The 14,166-nt window shown below is 44.9% G+C and carries 25 protein-coding genes; all 25 read left to right on the top strand.

Going from position 1 to position 14,166, the window contains the following annotated elements; translation table 11 throughout:
• Positions 1 to 92: 92 nt before the first annotated feature.
• The 25 genes from ACYCS5_RS11530 to rpmD all read left to right on the top strand — a co-directional run bounded on the left by ACYCS5_RS11530 (position 93) and on the right by rpmD (position 14,131).
• Positions 93 to 344, top strand: coding sequence for a ribosomal L7Ae/L30e/S12e/Gadd45 family protein (locus ACYCS5_RS11530; RefSeq protein WP_007432588.1), 252 nt, complete (start codon positions 93 to 95; stop codon positions 342 to 344).
• Between the two features lie 144 nt (positions 345 to 488).
• Positions 489 to 911 (top strand): 30S ribosomal protein S12, encoded by a 423-nt coding sequence (gene rpsL / locus ACYCS5_RS11525; RefSeq protein WP_007432587.1) that lies wholly within the window; start codon positions 489 to 491, stop codon positions 909 to 911.
• A 50-nt stretch (positions 912 to 961) separates the two neighbouring features.
• On the top strand, positions 962 to 1,432 hold the full coding sequence (gene rpsG / locus ACYCS5_RS11520) for a 30S ribosomal protein S7 (RefSeq protein WP_007432586.1): 471 nt from the start codon (positions 962 to 964) through the stop codon (positions 1,430 to 1,432).
• Positions 1,433 to 1,479: 47 nt separating this feature from the next.
• Positions 1,480 to 3,558, top strand: coding sequence for an elongation factor G (gene fusA / locus ACYCS5_RS11515; RefSeq protein WP_029514491.1), 2,079 nt, complete (start codon positions 1,480 to 1,482; stop codon positions 3,556 to 3,558).
• 94 nt (positions 3,559 to 3,652) lie between these two features.
• The gene (gene tuf, locus ACYCS5_RS11510; protein ID WP_023990558.1) at positions 3,653 to 4,843 is read left to right on the top strand and encodes an elongation factor Tu; all 1,191 of its coding nucleotides are present in this window, start codon (positions 3,653 to 3,655) and stop codon (positions 4,841 to 4,843) included.
• A gap of 339 nt (positions 4,844 to 5,182) precedes the next feature.
• Positions 5,183 to 5,491, top strand: a complete 309-nt coding sequence (gene rpsJ, locus ACYCS5_RS11505) for a 30S ribosomal protein S10 (protein WP_005544556.1) — start codon at positions 5,183 to 5,185, stop codon at positions 5,489 to 5,491.
• A gap of 32 nt (positions 5,492 to 5,523) precedes the next feature.
• The gene (gene rplC, locus ACYCS5_RS11500; protein ID WP_165150809.1) at positions 5,524 to 6,147 is read left to right on the top strand and encodes a 50S ribosomal protein L3; all 624 of its coding nucleotides are present in this window, start codon (positions 5,524 to 5,526) and stop codon (positions 6,145 to 6,147) included.
• A gap of 26 nt (positions 6,148 to 6,173) precedes the next feature.
• Positions 6,174 to 6,797, top strand: coding sequence for a 50S ribosomal protein L4 (gene rplD, locus ACYCS5_RS11495; protein ID WP_013312160.1), 624 nt, complete (start codon positions 6,174 to 6,176; stop codon positions 6,795 to 6,797).
• Positions 6,797 to 7,087: a 50S ribosomal protein L23 gene (gene rplW / locus ACYCS5_RS11490; RefSeq protein ID WP_013312159.1), complete on the top strand. Its 291-nt coding sequence runs from the start codon at positions 6,797 to 6,799 to the stop codon at positions 7,085 to 7,087. The genes rplD and rplW overlap by 1 nt, the downstream gene beginning before the upstream one ends.
• A 30-nt stretch (positions 7,088 to 7,117) precedes the next feature.
• Positions 7,118 to 7,948 carry a 50S ribosomal protein L2 gene (gene rplB / locus ACYCS5_RS11485; protein ID WP_029514490.1) on the top strand — a complete coding sequence of 277 codons (831 nt, stop codon included), beginning with the start codon at positions 7,118 to 7,120 and terminating at the stop codon, positions 7,946 to 7,948.
• Positions 7,949 to 8,020: 72 nt separating this feature from the next.
• Positions 8,021 to 8,299 carry a 30S ribosomal protein S19 gene (gene rpsS / locus ACYCS5_RS11480; RefSeq protein WP_029514489.1) on the top strand — a complete coding sequence of 93 codons (279 nt, stop codon included), beginning with the start codon at positions 8,021 to 8,023 and terminating at the stop codon, positions 8,297 to 8,299.
• A 36-nt stretch (positions 8,300 to 8,335) separates the two neighbouring features.
• A complete protein-coding gene (gene rplV, locus ACYCS5_RS11475) occupies positions 8,336 to 8,668 on the top strand; it encodes a 50S ribosomal protein L22 (protein WP_013312157.1) in 333 nt (110 codons plus the stop codon).
• Between the two features lie 13 nt (positions 8,669 to 8,681).
• Positions 8,682 to 9,347 carry a 30S ribosomal protein S3 gene (rpsC, locus tag ACYCS5_RS11470; RefSeq protein ID WP_013312156.1) on the top strand — a complete coding sequence of 222 codons (666 nt, stop codon included), beginning with the start codon at positions 8,682 to 8,684 and terminating at the stop codon, positions 9,345 to 9,347.
• Positions 9,348 to 9,349: 2 nt separating this feature from the next.
• Positions 9,350 to 9,784 (top strand): 50S ribosomal protein L16, encoded by a 435-nt coding sequence (rplP, locus tag ACYCS5_RS11465; protein WP_007432576.1) that lies wholly within the window; start codon positions 9,350 to 9,352, stop codon positions 9,782 to 9,784.
• On the top strand, positions 9,774 to 9,971 hold the full coding sequence (gene rpmC / locus ACYCS5_RS11460; protein ID WP_007432575.1) for a 50S ribosomal protein L29: 198 nt from the start codon (positions 9,774 to 9,776) through the stop codon (positions 9,969 to 9,971). Before rplP ends, rpmC begins: the two co-directional genes overlap by 11 nt.
• Before the next feature lie 50 nt (positions 9,972 to 10,021).
• Entirely contained in the window at positions 10,022 to 10,285 is a 264-nt protein-coding gene (gene rpsQ / locus ACYCS5_RS11455; RefSeq protein WP_007432574.1) for a 30S ribosomal protein S17, read from the top strand.
• A 34-nt stretch (positions 10,286 to 10,319) separates the two neighbouring features.
• Positions 10,320 to 10,688 carry a 50S ribosomal protein L14 gene (rplN, locus tag ACYCS5_RS11450; protein ID WP_007432573.1) on the top strand — a complete coding sequence of 123 codons (369 nt, stop codon included), beginning with the start codon at positions 10,320 to 10,322 and terminating at the stop codon, positions 10,686 to 10,688.
• A gap of 36 nt (positions 10,689 to 10,724) precedes the next feature.
• On the top strand, positions 10,725 to 11,078 hold the full coding sequence (gene rplX / locus ACYCS5_RS11445) for a 50S ribosomal protein L24 (protein ID WP_013312155.1): 354 nt from the start codon (positions 10,725 to 10,727) through the stop codon (positions 11,076 to 11,078).
• Between the two features lie 31 nt (positions 11,079 to 11,109).
• Complete coding sequence (gene rplE / locus ACYCS5_RS11440) at positions 11,110 to 11,655, top strand: 50S ribosomal protein L5 (RefSeq protein WP_007432571.1); 546 nt, start codon at positions 11,110 to 11,112, stop codon at positions 11,653 to 11,655.
• A gap of 76 nt (positions 11,656 to 11,731) precedes the next feature.
• Positions 11,732 to 11,917, top strand: coding sequence for a type Z 30S ribosomal protein S14 (locus tag ACYCS5_RS11435; protein ID WP_010348808.1), 186 nt, complete (start codon positions 11,732 to 11,734; stop codon positions 11,915 to 11,917).
• Between the two features lie 32 nt (positions 11,918 to 11,949).
• Positions 11,950 to 12,348 carry a 30S ribosomal protein S8 gene (rpsH, locus tag ACYCS5_RS11430; RefSeq protein WP_007432570.1) on the top strand — a complete coding sequence of 133 codons (399 nt, stop codon included), beginning with the start codon at positions 11,950 to 11,952 and terminating at the stop codon, positions 12,346 to 12,348.
• Between the two features lie 33 nt (positions 12,349 to 12,381).
• The gene (gene rplF, locus ACYCS5_RS11425; RefSeq protein ID WP_029514488.1) at positions 12,382 to 12,924 is read left to right on the top strand and encodes a 50S ribosomal protein L6; all 543 of its coding nucleotides are present in this window, start codon (positions 12,382 to 12,384) and stop codon (positions 12,922 to 12,924) included.
• A gap of 115 nt (positions 12,925 to 13,039) precedes the next feature.
• The gene (gene rplR / locus ACYCS5_RS11420) at positions 13,040 to 13,408 is read left to right on the top strand and encodes a 50S ribosomal protein L18 (RefSeq protein ID WP_007432568.1); all 369 of its coding nucleotides are present in this window, start codon (positions 13,040 to 13,042) and stop codon (positions 13,406 to 13,408) included.
• Positions 13,409 to 13,435: 27 nt separating this feature from the next.
• Positions 13,436 to 13,933: a 30S ribosomal protein S5 gene (gene rpsE / locus ACYCS5_RS11415; RefSeq protein ID WP_013312151.1), complete on the top strand. Its 498-nt coding sequence runs from the start codon at positions 13,436 to 13,438 to the stop codon at positions 13,931 to 13,933.
• A 12-nt stretch (positions 13,934 to 13,945) separates the two neighbouring features.
• Complete coding sequence (gene rpmD / locus ACYCS5_RS11410; protein ID WP_013312150.1) at positions 13,946 to 14,131, top strand: 50S ribosomal protein L30; 186 nt, start codon at positions 13,946 to 13,948, stop codon at positions 14,129 to 14,131.
• Positions 14,132 to 14,166: the final 35 nt, after the last annotated feature.

The following is a 14,166-nucleotide window of genomic DNA, read 5'->3' as shown; positions in this document are numbered from 1 at the left end:
TAATTGTCTTGACATTACTTATAGTCAATGCTAATATAGCAAAGGTGCGTGAGCAGCCTATATGCTATTGGGTCTTTTCGGAGGAATGAGATATGTCTAAAGAACAAGGACTGCAAGATGCTCATGTCAAAATCGGTACCAAACAAACCATTCGTATGGTAGAATTGGGCTTTGCCTCAGAAGTATATGTGGCAGAAGACGCAGATCAGCGTCTCACTTCCAACATCATTGCTTTGTGCAACAAGCAAGGAGTCAAAGTGACTCTCGTAGACACAATGAAAAATCTCGGAGCTGCATGTGGGATTGAAGTGGGAGCCGCAATGGCTGCTATCGTAAAACAATAGGGTAAGGAACGTTTTTGTCTAAGGAATCGTTATTCTTGGCGGCAAAGACTTTTCATTTGTTCTTTTATGAACCGCCTGGGTCTGTGGGCTTAGATAAGGTTTGTAAAGTAACAGCAAAAATTGAGGAAGGGGGTGGCAACCAACATGCCAACTATTAACCAACTGGTTCGTAAAGGACGTCAAGCCAAAATCGAGAAATCGAAATCACCGGCTTTGCAAAAAGGTTTTAATGCCTTGAAACGTGAAGCTACCGACATCAGTGCCCCGCAAAAACGCGGAGTGTGCACTCGTGTAGGTACTATGACTCCGAAAAAACCAAACTCCGCACTTCGTAAATATGCTCGTGTTCGCTTGACGAACCGTGTAGAGGTGACTGCTTACATTCCAGGTATTGGACATAACCTTCAAGAACACAGCGTAGTGCTGATTCGCGGCGGTCGTGTAAAAGACCTTCCGGGTGTGCGTTACCATATCGTTCGCGGTGCTTTGGATACTGCAGGCGTAAACAACCGCATGCAAGCTCGTTCCAAATACGGCGCAAAACGCCCTAAAGCTAAAAAATCCTAATGAATATAAACCGCGTATGTCGGTTTAACATGTAAGAAAGGGGGATATCCATGCCACGCAAAGGTCCAGTTACCAAAAGAGACGTGTTGCCAGATCCGGTATACAACAGCAAGTTGGTTACCCGCTTGATCAATCGCATCATGCTCGACGGAAAACGAGGCGTTGCTCAAAGCATTCTGTACAATGCGTTCAAGCTTATCCAAGAACGTACGGGGAATGACCCGATGGAAGTTTTTGAAGCAGCTATCAAGAATATCATGCCAGTCCTGGAAGTTAAAGCACGCCGTGTCGGCGGTGCCAACTACCAAGTACCAATCGAGGTAAAACCAGAAAGACGTACGTCCCTGGGATTACGTTGGCTCGTAAACTACTCCCGCAACCGCGGTGAGAAAACCATGGAAGAGCGTTTGGCGGCTGAAATTATCGATGCTTCCAACAACACAGGTGCTTCCGTGAAAAAACGTGAAGACACGCACAAAATGGCTGAAGCGAACAAAGCGTTTGCTCACTATCGTTGGTAGGATTCAGCTCAAAAAAATAACTTCAATTTTGAAGGGAGACCCATTTCATGGCAAGAGAGTTCTCCTTGAAAAATACACGTAATATCGGGATCATGGCTCATATTGACGCGGGTAAAACCACAACAACAGAGCGGATCTTGTTCTACACAGGCCGTACGCACAAAATCGGTGAAGTTCACGAAGGCGCTGCGACAATGGACTGGATGGAACAAGAACAAGAGCGCGGAATCACGATTACTTCCGCTGCGACGACCGCTGCCTGGAAAGGTCACCGCGTCAATATCATCGACACCCCGGGGCACGTTGACTTCACTGTTGAAGTTGAACGTTCCCTTCGTGTATTGGACGGAGCAGTTGGTGTTTTCAGTGCGAAAGAAGGCGTTGAGCCTCAGTCCGAAACCGTATGGAGACAGGCTGATCGCTACGGCGTTCCACGGATCGCATATGTAAACAAAATGGATATCATTGGTGCCGACTTCCTGAATGTTGTCTCTGACATGCGTGATCGCCTTCAAGCGAACGCAGTTGCGATTCAATTGCCAATCGGCGCAGAAAATGATTTTACTGGTATTATCGATATCGTTGAACAAAAAGCTCATATGTACAAAGATGATCTTGGTCAAGATATCGAAGAAGTAGAAGTTCCTGCGGAATTCAAAGATCAAGTTGAAGAACTTCGTAATGAATTGATCGAGAAGGTTGCTGAACTGGACGAAGAATTGACAATGAAATACCTGGAAGGCGAAGAAATTTCGGTTGCCGAAATTAAAGCCGCTCTCCGTAAAGGTGTTGTAGAAGTTAAAATCTTCCCAGTTATCTGTGGATCTTCTTACCGCAATAAAGGTGTTCAGCTGATGTTGGATGCTGTTCTCGACTATTTGCCGGCTCCTATTGATGTGCCAAGTATTCAAGGGCATTTGGAAGACGGTACGGAAGTTGAACGTCACTCTTCCGATGAAGAGCCATTCTCCGCATTGGCATTCAAAATCATGACGGATCCTTACGTTGGTAAGTTGACATTCTTCCGCGTATACTCCGGTGTTCTTCAATCCGGTTCTTACGTATTGAATGCAACAAAAGGTAAACGCGAACGTATCGGACGTATTCTTCAAATGCATGCGAACAGTCGTCAAGAAATCACTGTAGTTTACTCTGGTGATATTGCGGCTGCCGTAGGTTTGAAAGATACAGGTACAGGTGATACACTGTGTGATGAGAAGAGTCCTGTTATTCTCGAGTCCATGAACTTCCCTGATCCGGTTATCGAAATCGCGGTTGAGCCTAAAACCAAAGCTGACCAAGATAAAATGTCTGTAGCTCTCGGTAAGTTGACTGAAGAGGATCCAACTCTTCGCGCTCATACTAACGAAGAAACAGGTCAAACCATCTTGGCGGGTATGGGTGAGCTTCACTTGGACATCATCATTGACCGTATGCGTCGTGAGTTCAAGGTAGAAACAAATGTGGGTAAACCACAGGTTGCTTACCGTGAAACGTTCCGTGCTCCAGCACGTGTCGAAGGTAAATTCGTTCGTCAGTCCGGTGGTCGTGGTCAATATGGTCACGTATGGGTTGAGTTCGAACCGCTTGAGCCAGGTACTGGTAGTCAATTCGAAAGTAAGGTAGTCGGCGGCTCTGTTCCTAGAGAGTACATCGCTCCTGCTCTTGCTGGTATTGAGGAACAAATGAAAAACGGCGTTATCGCAGGCTTCCCGCTTGTGGACGTTAAAGCTACAATCGTGGACGGATCATACCATGATGTCGATTCCAATGAAATGGCATTTAAAATTGCCGGATCAATGGCGCTGAAAGCAGCGAAAGACAAATGTAAACCAGTATTGCTCGAGCCGATTATGAAAGTTGAAGTAACGGTTCCTGAGGAATATATGGGTGACGTAATGGGTATGTTGAACTCCCGTCGTGGTCGGATTGAAGGTATGGATTCCCGCAGTGGAGCTCAAATCATTCGTGCGAAGGTGCCTTTGTCCGAAATGTTCGGATACTCGACTACACTTCGCTCCGGTACACAAGGACGCGGTGTGTTCTCCATGGAACTTTCTCATTATGAAGAAGTTCCGAAGAGTATTGCTGAAGAGATCGTTGCCAAAACCAAAGGCGGCGAGTAATACAATGTATCAGCTGACCGGTATGCTCTGGGTTTTACCAAAAGGGCATCCGGCAGCCTAAAATAAAACAAGTTATTGAGGAGGAATTGTTCAAATGGCAAAGGCTAAGTTTGAGCGTAACAAACCGCACGTTAATATCGGTACTATTGGTCACGTCGATCATGGTAAAACTACTTTGACTGCTGCAATCACAACTGTATTGTCCAAAACTTACGGTGGTGCTGCTGTAGCATTCGATCAAATCGATAAAGCTCCAGAAGAGCGCGAACGCGGTATCACAATCTCCACTGCACACGTGGAGTATGAAACACCTAACCGTCACTATGCACACGTTGACTGCCCAGGTCACGCCGACTATGTTAAAAACATGATCACTGGCGCTGCACAAATGGACGGAGCGATTCTGGTTGTATCCGCAGCTGACGGCCCAATGCCGCAAACTCGCGAGCACATCCTGTTGTCCCGCCAAGTTGGTGTTCCTTACATCGTTGTATTCTTGAACAAATGCGACATGGTTGAAGACGAAGAGTTGCTGGAATTGGTTGAAATGGAAGTTCGCGACTTGCTGAGCGAGTATGACTTCCCAGGCGACGACACTCCAATCACTCGTGGTTCCGCTCGTGAAGCACTGCAAAACCCAGATGGCGACTGGGCTAAGAAAATCGTTGAAATGTTCGAAACAATCGACACTTATATCCCAACTCCAGAACGCGACACTGACAAGCCTTTCCTTATGCCTGTCGAGGACGTATTCTCCATCACTGGTCGTGGTACAGTTGCTACAGGCCGTGTAGAGCGTGGTACAGTTAAAGTGGGCGACGAAATCGAAATCATCGGTATTCAAGAAGAATCCCGTAAATCCGTAGTAACAGGCGTAGAAATGTTCCGTAAATTGCTTGATTCCGCTCAAGCTGGTGACAACATCGGCGCACTGCTTCGCGGTGTAGATCGTGCACAAATCGAGCGCGGCCAAGTATTGGCTAAACCAGGTTCTGTTAACCCACATACAGAATTTTCTGCTCAAATCTACGTTTTGACTAAAGAAGAAGGCGGACGTCACAAACCTTTCTTCACTGGTTACCGTCCACAGTTCTACTTCCGTACAACTGACGTAACTGGAATCATTACTTTGCCAGAAGGTTCCGAAATGGTAATGCCTGGTGATAACATCACGGTTACTGTTCAACTGATCAACCCGATCGCTATCGAAGAAGGAACTAAGTTCTCTATTCGTGAAGGCGGACGTACAGTTGGCGCTGGTGCCGTAGCAACAATCTCCAAATAAGAAGGTTTTTGCCTTTAAATAGAGCAACAGTGTACTGGAACGAGTAACGTTGTATTGGAACGAAGCTTAACGAGCCCCTGCCCTGGTGCGGGGGCTTTTCTCTTGAAAAAAATCGCGAGCTGCGAGCACAATTGTATCTTTTGAAAATAAGATGCATTGTTTTTTCGTTTTTGCTTGCAATAGGCAGAACTATTCGATATAATAACTAATGTTGTTTGTGACTGTGCGATGATGTGAGAGGTTACTGACACACCCGGCCCCTTTGCCATGGGAGGGCTGTCGGAAAATTTTCACGGAGTATGTCCGATACCAAATTGGGCGATAGAAGGAGGGACTAAAATGGCAAAGCAAAAAATTCGTATCCGTTTGAAAGCTTACGATCATAGAATTCTTGATCAATCCGCTGAGAAAATTGTTGAAACAGCAAAACGTTCGGGCGCAGGTGTATCCGGGCCAATTCCGCTGCCAACTGAAAAACAAATCATTACTATTCTCCGTGCGGTACACAAGTACAAGGATTCCCGGGAGCAGTTCGAAATGCGCACACACAAGCGTTTGATCGACATTGTTAACCCGACTCCACAAACTGTGGATGCCTTGATGCGCTTGGACCTGCCGTCCGGTGTAGATATCGAAATTAAATTGTAATATGTAATTAGGAAAAGAAATGAGGTGTCAACATGAAAGGTATCTTAGGAAAAAAACTCGGAATGACTCAAGTGTTTACCCCTGAAGGTAACGTACTTGCTGTTACGGTTATCGAAGCAGGTCCTTGTGTTGTTCTGCAAAAGAAAGATCTGGAAAACGATGGATACGAAGCTATCCAACTCGGTTTCTCTGATAAAAAAGAAAAAAGATCCAACAAACCTGAAGCAGGACATGCGAAAAAAGCAAATACTGCACCTAAGCGCTACGTTCGTGAACTTCGTGGCATCGACCTTGCTGCGTACGAGGTTGGCCAAGAACTGAAGGCTGATGTCTTCTCAGAAGGCGAGTTCGTTGACGTAACAGGTATTTCTAAAGGTAAAGGTTTTGCCGGCGTTATCAAACGTTGGGGACAAAGCCGCGGACCAATGGCACACGGCTCGCGTTACCACAGAGGTCCAGGTTCTATGGGTTCCATTCAAGCTAACCGCGTTCCTAAAGGTAAACACCTGCCAGGACACATGGGGCATGAAACGGTAACTATCCAACGTCTTGAAGTTGTTAAGATCGATACAGAACGTAATGTGTTGCTCGTGAAAGGTTCCATTCCAGGACCTAAAAATAGCTTCGTTAAAGTATTAGAAACGGTGAAAAAATAAACAACTGAAGAAAGGAGGAACACGAAATGCCAAAAGTAGCACTATTTAATATTAGCGGCAGCCAAGTTGGTGAAATTGAATTGAACGATGCAGTGTTCGGTATCGAGCCGAATAAGCACGTTCTTCATGACGCTGTTGTTATGCAATTGGCTTCCCTGCGTCAAGGTACTCACAAAGTAAAAGGACGTTCTGAAGTACGTGGTGGCGGACGTAAACCTTGGAAACAAAAAGGTACTGGCCGCGCTCGTCAAGGTTCGATCCGTGCACCGCAATGGGTTGGTGGCGGTACTGTATTTGGTCCGACTCCACGCAGCTATGCATACAAATTGCCTAAGAAAGTTCGTCGTCTGGCGATCAAATCGGCGTTGTCATCCAAAGTGATTGAGAATGAAATTATCGTATTGGACGCTCTTACACTGAACGGACCTAAAACGAAAGAATTCGCAGCCATTTTGAATAACCTTAAAGCTGATCGTAAAGCATTGATCGTAGCTCCTAGCTATGATGATAATGTAGCACTGTCCGCTCGTAATATTCCTGGTGTGAAGTTTGTAGCCGCAGATGGCATTAATGTTCTTGATGTGCTCGGACACGACAAACTGATCATTACGAAGGAAGCAGTTCAGAAGGTAGAGGAGGTGCTCGCGTAATGAAGGATCCTCGTGATATTATCAAACGTCCGGTTATCACCGAACGTACGGCTGGTATGATGAATGACTTGAAATACGTTTTCGAGGTTGACATTCGTTCTAACAAAGTCGAAGTTAAAAAAGCAATCGAAGCCATTTTTAACGTGAAAGTAAGTAACGTAAATACGCTTCGTGTTCCTGCAAAACCAAAACGCTACGGACGTCATTCCGGCTATACGAGCGAGTGGAAGAAAGCGTTCGTAACGCTGAGCAAAGACAGTAAGCCGCTTGAGTTTTTTGAAACGGTATAATTGAAACTGTAAAGTAAGGAGGGAAACTCAGTGCCAATTAAAAAGTATAAACCAACGTCCCCGGCCAGACGTGCTATGTCTGTATCTACTTTCGAGGAGATTACAACTAATCAGCCCGAGAAATCGTTGCTGGCACCTCTGAGCAAGCAAGCTGGACGCAATAACCAAGGTAAAATTACGGTTCGTCATCATGGCGGCGGACACAAACGTAAGTACCGTATTATTGACTTCAAACGTAACAAAGATGGAATACCGGGCCGCGTTGCTACGATCGAATATGATCCAAACCGTACGTCCAACATCGCACTTATCCACTATGTGGATGGTGAAAAACGTTACATCATCGCTCCTAAAGGTCTGAAAGTAGGAGACGAAGTGGTATCCGGTGCAGGTTCCGATATTAAAATCGGTAACTCTTTGCCATTGGAAAACATTCCAGTAGGTACGGTTATCCACAACATCGAATTGAAACCGGGTAAAGGTGGCCAACTCGTTCGTGCCGCTGGTACGGAAGCCCAACTTCTTGGTAAAGAAGAAAAGTATGTTACAATTCGTTTGACTTCTGGTGAAGTTCGCCGCATTCTGAAAGTTTGCCGCGCGACAATCGGTTCTGTAGGTAACGAAGACCATGAACTGGTGAAAATCGGTAAAGCTGGTCGTAGTCGCTGGTTGGGACAACGTCCTGAAGTTCGCGGTGTTGTAATGAACCCTAACGATCACCCACACGGTGGTGGTGAAGGTCGCGCTCCAATCGGACGTAAATCTCCAATGTCTCCATGGGGTAAACCAACCCTTGGTTACAAGACACGTAAAAAAGGTAAAGCATCTGATAAGTACATCGTTCGTCGTCGTACTAAGTAATAAAACGTGCGCTTAAGTCGCACGTTAACATATTAAGGAACGACTACGTTTTAACGAAGGGAGGATTCATAAATGGGTCGCAGTCTCAAAAAAGGACCATTCATTGATGGTTACCTGTTGAAAAAAGTAGAGGTTTTGAACGAGTCGGAGAAAAAAGTGGTAATCAAAACTTGGTCCCGTCGCTCTACGATTTTCCCGCAATTTATCGGACATACGTTTGGTGTATACGATGGCCGTAAACACGTGCCAGTATACGTAACGGAAGATATGGTCGGACACAAATTGGGCGAATTTGCTCCAACACGTACGTACAAAGGCCATACGGATGACGATAAGAAAACAAGAAGATAATCAACACAGCGTAGTGTTTGAGAGGAGGTAAACTCAATGGAAGCAAAAGCACATGCTAAATCCGTACGGATTTCTGCTCGCAAAGTGAAACTTGTTATCGATTTGATTCGCGGTAAGCAGGTTGGTGAGGCGATTGCAATTCTTCGTCACACTCCAAAGTCCGCTTCTCCAGTCGTTGAGAAATTGTTGAATTCTGCGATTGCAAATGCAGATCACAACTACTCTTTGGACGTAAATAAATTGGTAGTATCTCAGGTTTTTGTAAACCAAGGTCCTACAATGAAACGATTCCGCCCGCGTGCAATGGGTCGTGCAAGCCGTATTAACAAACGCACCAGTCATATTACTCTGGTGGTATCTGAAAAATAAGGAGGGAAAACGTGTGGGCCAAAAGGTAAATCCCGTCGGACTCCGAATCGGTATTATCCGTGATTGGGAATCCAAATGGTATGCAGGCAAAGATTTCGGTGATCTTTTGCTGGAAGACGTTAGAATTCGTGAACATCTGAAAAAAAGATTGAAAGACTCCGCTGTATCCCGTGTTGAAATCGAGAGAGCAGCTAACCGTGTCAATGTAACGATTCACACTGCGAAACCAGGTATGGTTATCGGTAAGGGTGGTTCCGAAGTTGAAAATCTGCGTAATGAAATTACTAAAATCGCAGGCGGTAAAAAGGTGCACATCAATATTTCTGAAATTAAAAATCCTGAACTGGACGCAATCTTGGTTGCTGAAAGCATTGCACAACAATTGGAACGTCGTGTTTCTTTCCGTCGTGCTTTGAAACAAGCGATTCAAAGAACTATGCGTTCCGGAGCAAAAGGAATTAAAACTCAAGTAGGCGGACGTCTTGGCGGTGCCGAAATCGCTCGTTCCGAAGGGTACAGCGAAGGAACTGTTCCACTGCATACGCTTCGTGCCGACATTGACTATGGTACAGCGGAAGCTCATACTACTTACGGCCGTCTTGGCGTAAAAGTATGGATCTATCGTGGAGAGGTTCTTCCTCCAGCTAAGAAACAAGCTCCTCAGGAAGGAGGCAACTAATCATGTTGGTACCAAAACGCGTAAAACATCGTAAACAACAACGTGGTCATATGAAGGGGCGTGCAAAAGGCGGTACTACACTGAACTTTGGTGAGTACGGTTTGCAAGCTACTGAACCTGCATGGATTACTAACCGTCAAATCGAAGCTGCTCGTATTGCGATGACTCGTTACATCAAACGTGGTGGTAAGGTTTGGATTAAAATTTTCCCTGATAAACCAATTACTCAGAAGCCTCTTGAGGTTCGTATGGGTAGTGGTAAAGGTAACGTAGAAAAATGGGTTGCAGTAGTGAAACCAGGCAAGATTATGTTTGAACTTGCTGGTGTTCCGGAAGAGATTGCTCGTGAAGCAATGCGTCTTGCCGCTCACAAACTGCCAATCAAAACTAAGTTTGTGAAACGTGAAGAATTGGGTGGTGAAGCAAATGAAGGCTAGTGAATTCCGCAACCTAACCACTGCTGAAATCGAACAAAAGATCTCCGGTTTTAAAGAAGAACTTTTTAACCTTCGTTTTCAACTCGCTACCGGTCAGCTTGATAACCCGACTCGGATCGGCGCTGTGCGTAAGGAAATTGCTCGTGCTAAAACTGTGATCCGTGAAAGAGAACTTGGGATTAGCTAAGATATCAGACCGGGTGGAAAATCCGCCTGTAATTAGGAAGGAGGCCAACAATGAGCGAACGTAATGCCCGTAAAGTATTAGTCGGTAAAGTAGTCAGCGACAAAATGGATAAAACGATTGTGATTGCTGTAGAAACTTACAAAAAACATGATCTCTACCATAAACGCATTAAAGTAACTAAGAAATTCAAAGCTCATGATGAAAACAACACTGCACAAATCGGTGATACTGTTAAAATCATGGAAACTCGCCCTTTGTCCAAAGACAAAAACTGGAGACTGGTCGAAATCGTTGAAAAAGCTGTTATAATCTAATGTAGTGTAGTTTTTCCGAAAGGAGGATAAATAAATGATTCAACCATTTACACGTTTGACTGTAGCTGACAATTCCGGCGCGAAGGAACTGATGTGTATCCGTGTGCTCGGTGGTACGGGACGTCGTACAGCTCAAATTGGTGACCTGATCGTTTGTTCCGTAAAACAAGCAACACCAGGCGGCGTTGTCAAAAAGGGTGATGTAGTAAGAGCGGTTGTTGTTCGTACTAAACGTTCTATCCGCCGTAAAGACGGTTCCTACATCGGATTTGACGAGAACGCAGCAGTGGTCGTTAAAGAAGACAAGAGCCCACGTGGTACTCGTATTTTCGGACCAGTTGCTCGCGAACTTCGTGACAAGGACTTCATGAAAATCGTTTCCTTGGCTCCGGAAGTGATCTAAACTCACCTTAAAATGTGCCCGTAGGAGGTGTACGAAATGCCAAAAGTGAAAAAAGTTCTGGAATCCCATAACAACAAGCTGCACGTCAAAAAAGACGACACTGTTCTGGTGATTACAGGTAAAGATAAAGGTAAAAAAGGTCGCGTTATCGCTGCCTACCCTCGTCAAAACCGTGTGCTTGTGGAAGGTGTTAACATGATTAAAAAACACCAAAAGCCTAATCAGCTGAATCCACAAGGCGGCATCATCGAGAAAGAAGCTCCGATTCACGTTTCCAACGTTATGCACATTGATCCGAAGAGCGGAAAAGTAACCCGTGTTGGTTACAAAGTTTTGGACAACGGAAAAAAAGTGCGCATTGCAAAACGTTCTGGCGAAGTGATCGACTAATTATTTTTTAAAGAAAGGAGGTATATGATTCATGGCTACAACAAGAATGAAAGAACGTTTCTTGAAAGAAATCACTCCTGCTTTGATGCAGAAGTTCAACTATACAACAGTGATGCAAGTGCCTAAAATCGAGAAAGTTGTAATCAACATGGGTGTTGGCGACGCAGTCCAAAACTCCAAAGTGCTTGATTCAGCTCTCAACGACATGCAGCTGATCGCTGGTCAAAAGCCAGTAATCACTCGCGCGAAAAAATCTATCGCAGGTTTTAAATTGCGTGAAAACATGCCAATCGGTGTAAAGGTAACACTTCGTGGCGAGCGTATGTATTATTTCTTGGACAAATTGTTCAACATTACTCTTCCTCGCGTACGTGACTTCCATGGTGTATCAACAAAAGCTTTCGACGGACGTGGTAACTACACGCTTGGTCTGAAAGAACAGTTGATCTTCCCGGAAATCGAGTATGATCAAGTTGATAAAGTTCGTGGTATGGACATCGTTATCGTAACGACTGCCAAAACTGACGAAGAGTCCCGTGAGCTTCTGACTCAGCTGGGCATGCCTTTCGCAAAATAATGTTGGCATAACGTTTCGGGCGTCTGATTTTAAAGACACCCTGTTCTCCGAAACTATTTAGGAGGTGTCAGGCTAAGTGGCAAAAACTTCGATGAAAGTCAAACAACAACGCGCACCAAAGTTTAAAGTTCGTGCTTACACTCGTTGCGAGCGTTGTGGTCGTCCACATTCGGTACTGCAAAAGTTTAAGATCTGCAGAATTTGCTTCCGTGAATTAGCTTATAAAGGCCAGATTCCTGGCGTGAAAAAAGCAAGCTGGTAAAAAGTCCTGTTTGGGAAGGAGGTTTATACACAATGACTATGTCTGATCCAATTGCAGATATGCTTACTCGTATTCGTAACGCGAACACAGTTCGTCACGAAACAGTAGAAATGCCTGCATCTACAATGAAAAAACAAATCGCCGACATCCTGAAACGTGAAGGATTCATTCGTGATGCGGAATTTGTTGAAGATAGCAAACAAGGGATCATCCGTATTTTCTTGAAATACGGTGCGAACAACGAGCGTGTTATCACAGGTTTGAAAAGAATCAGTAAACCAGGTCTTCGCGTTTACACGAAGAGCAATGAGATTCCACGCGTACTGGGTGGACTCGGGATCGCAATCATTTCAACATCCAAAGGTATCATGACCGACAAAGAAGCACGTCAGTCTAAAGCCGGCGGAGAAGTTGTTTGCTACGTTTGGTAAGATAACGTTTAAAAGATAGGAGGTGCAACAGATATGTCCCGTATTGGTCGTAAACCAATCACAGTACCAAGTGGTGTTGACGTGACTTTGAACAACACAGCGATCACAGTTAAAGGTCCTAAAGGAACATTGACTCGTGAGCTTCATAAAGACATGTCCGTTACTGTGGAAAACAATGAAATTAATGTAGTTCGTCCTTCGGACAACAAACTTCACCGCTCTTTGCATGGAACAACCCGCAGCGTTGTCAGCAACATGGTAAGTGGTGTAACTGAAGGATTTTCAAAATCTCTGGAGCTGGTTGGGGTCGGATATCGTGCAAGCAAATCCGGAGATAAAATCGTTCTGAACGTTGGATATTCTCATCCGGTTGAAATCACACCGGAAGCGGGCATCGAATTCGAAGTTCCTTCGAACACTAAAATCATCGTTCGCGGAATTGATAAAGAGCGTGTAGGTGCTTACGCTGCTAAAATTCGTTCCGTTCGTGAACCTGAACCGTACAAAGGTAAAGGGATTAAATACGAAGGCGAGCGCATCATCCGTAAAGAAGGTAAAGCCGGTAAGAAGAAATAAGTTTCTTACCGACTTTGTGCGGTCTTTCTGCTGGAAAGACTTCGTACTTCTTTTTTACCCAGTGCGTCTTAGTATAAAGATTTAAAAGGCAAACTGAAGGGAGTGAAAACTTGAGATGATTACAAAACAAGATAAAAATAAAGCACGTGTCAGAAGACATCTGCGTGTACGTAAGAAAATCGAAGGTACGGCTGTACGTCCTCGTTTGAACGTATTCCGCTCTTCCAAGCATATCTACGCACAACTGATTGATGATGTAGCTGGTGTAACATTGGTATCTGCATCCACTATGGATAAAGAACTGAGCAGCGAAATCAAAAACGGCGGTAGTGTAGAAGCAGCTCGTAAGGTTGGCGAACTCGTTGCTAAACGTGCGAAAGAAAAAGGTCATGCTAACATCGTATTTGACCGTGGTGGATACTTGTATCATGGACGGATTCAAGCTTTGGCTGATGCAGCTCGCGAAGCAGGCCTTGAATTCTAAGACATTTCTCAAAAGGAGGTTAACGACTTGCGTGTAGATCCGAATACTTTGGAACTGACTGAAAGAGTAGTAAATATTAATCGTGTAGCTAAAGTTGTCAAAGGCGGACGCCGTTTCAGCTTCAGTGCTCTGGTAGTAGTGGGCGACGGCAACGGCTGGGTAGGCGCTGGAATCGGTAAAGCTGGCGAAGTACCTGATGCAATTCGCAAAGGTATTGAAGATGCTAAGAAAAACCTGGTTCACGTTCCACTCGTAGGAACAACAATTCCTCACCTTGTTACAGGTAAGTTCGGTGCTGGCCGGGTTCTGTTGAAACCGGCATCGGAAGGTACTGGAGTTATCGCTGGCGGTCCGGTTCGTGCTGTACTGGAACTTGCTGGTGTAGGTGATATCTTGACAAAATCTTTGGGTTCTTCGAATTCCATGAATATGGTCAATGCGACTTTGGAAGGTTTGTCCCGTTTGAAACGCGCTGAAGAAGTTGCAAAATTGCGCGGCAAATCCATCGAAGAGCTGCTGGGCTAAGGAGGGAATATCATGGCGAAATTAGAAATTACCCTCGTTCGTTCGTTGATCGGCCGTCCTGGTAATCAGAGAACGACTGTTAAAACGCTCGGCTTGCGTAAAATCAACCATAAAGTAGTTCAACCCGACAATGCAGCTATTCGCGGGATGATTAATCAAGTTAGCCATTTGGTTTCTGTTAAAGAAATTGAGGCTTAAGAAATAAAGTATTTTAACAATAATCAAGGAGGTGC

This window comes from Paenibacillus sp. SEL3 (assembly GCF_054602585.1).
This window is presented reverse-complemented; position numbering and strand designations above follow the sequence as displayed.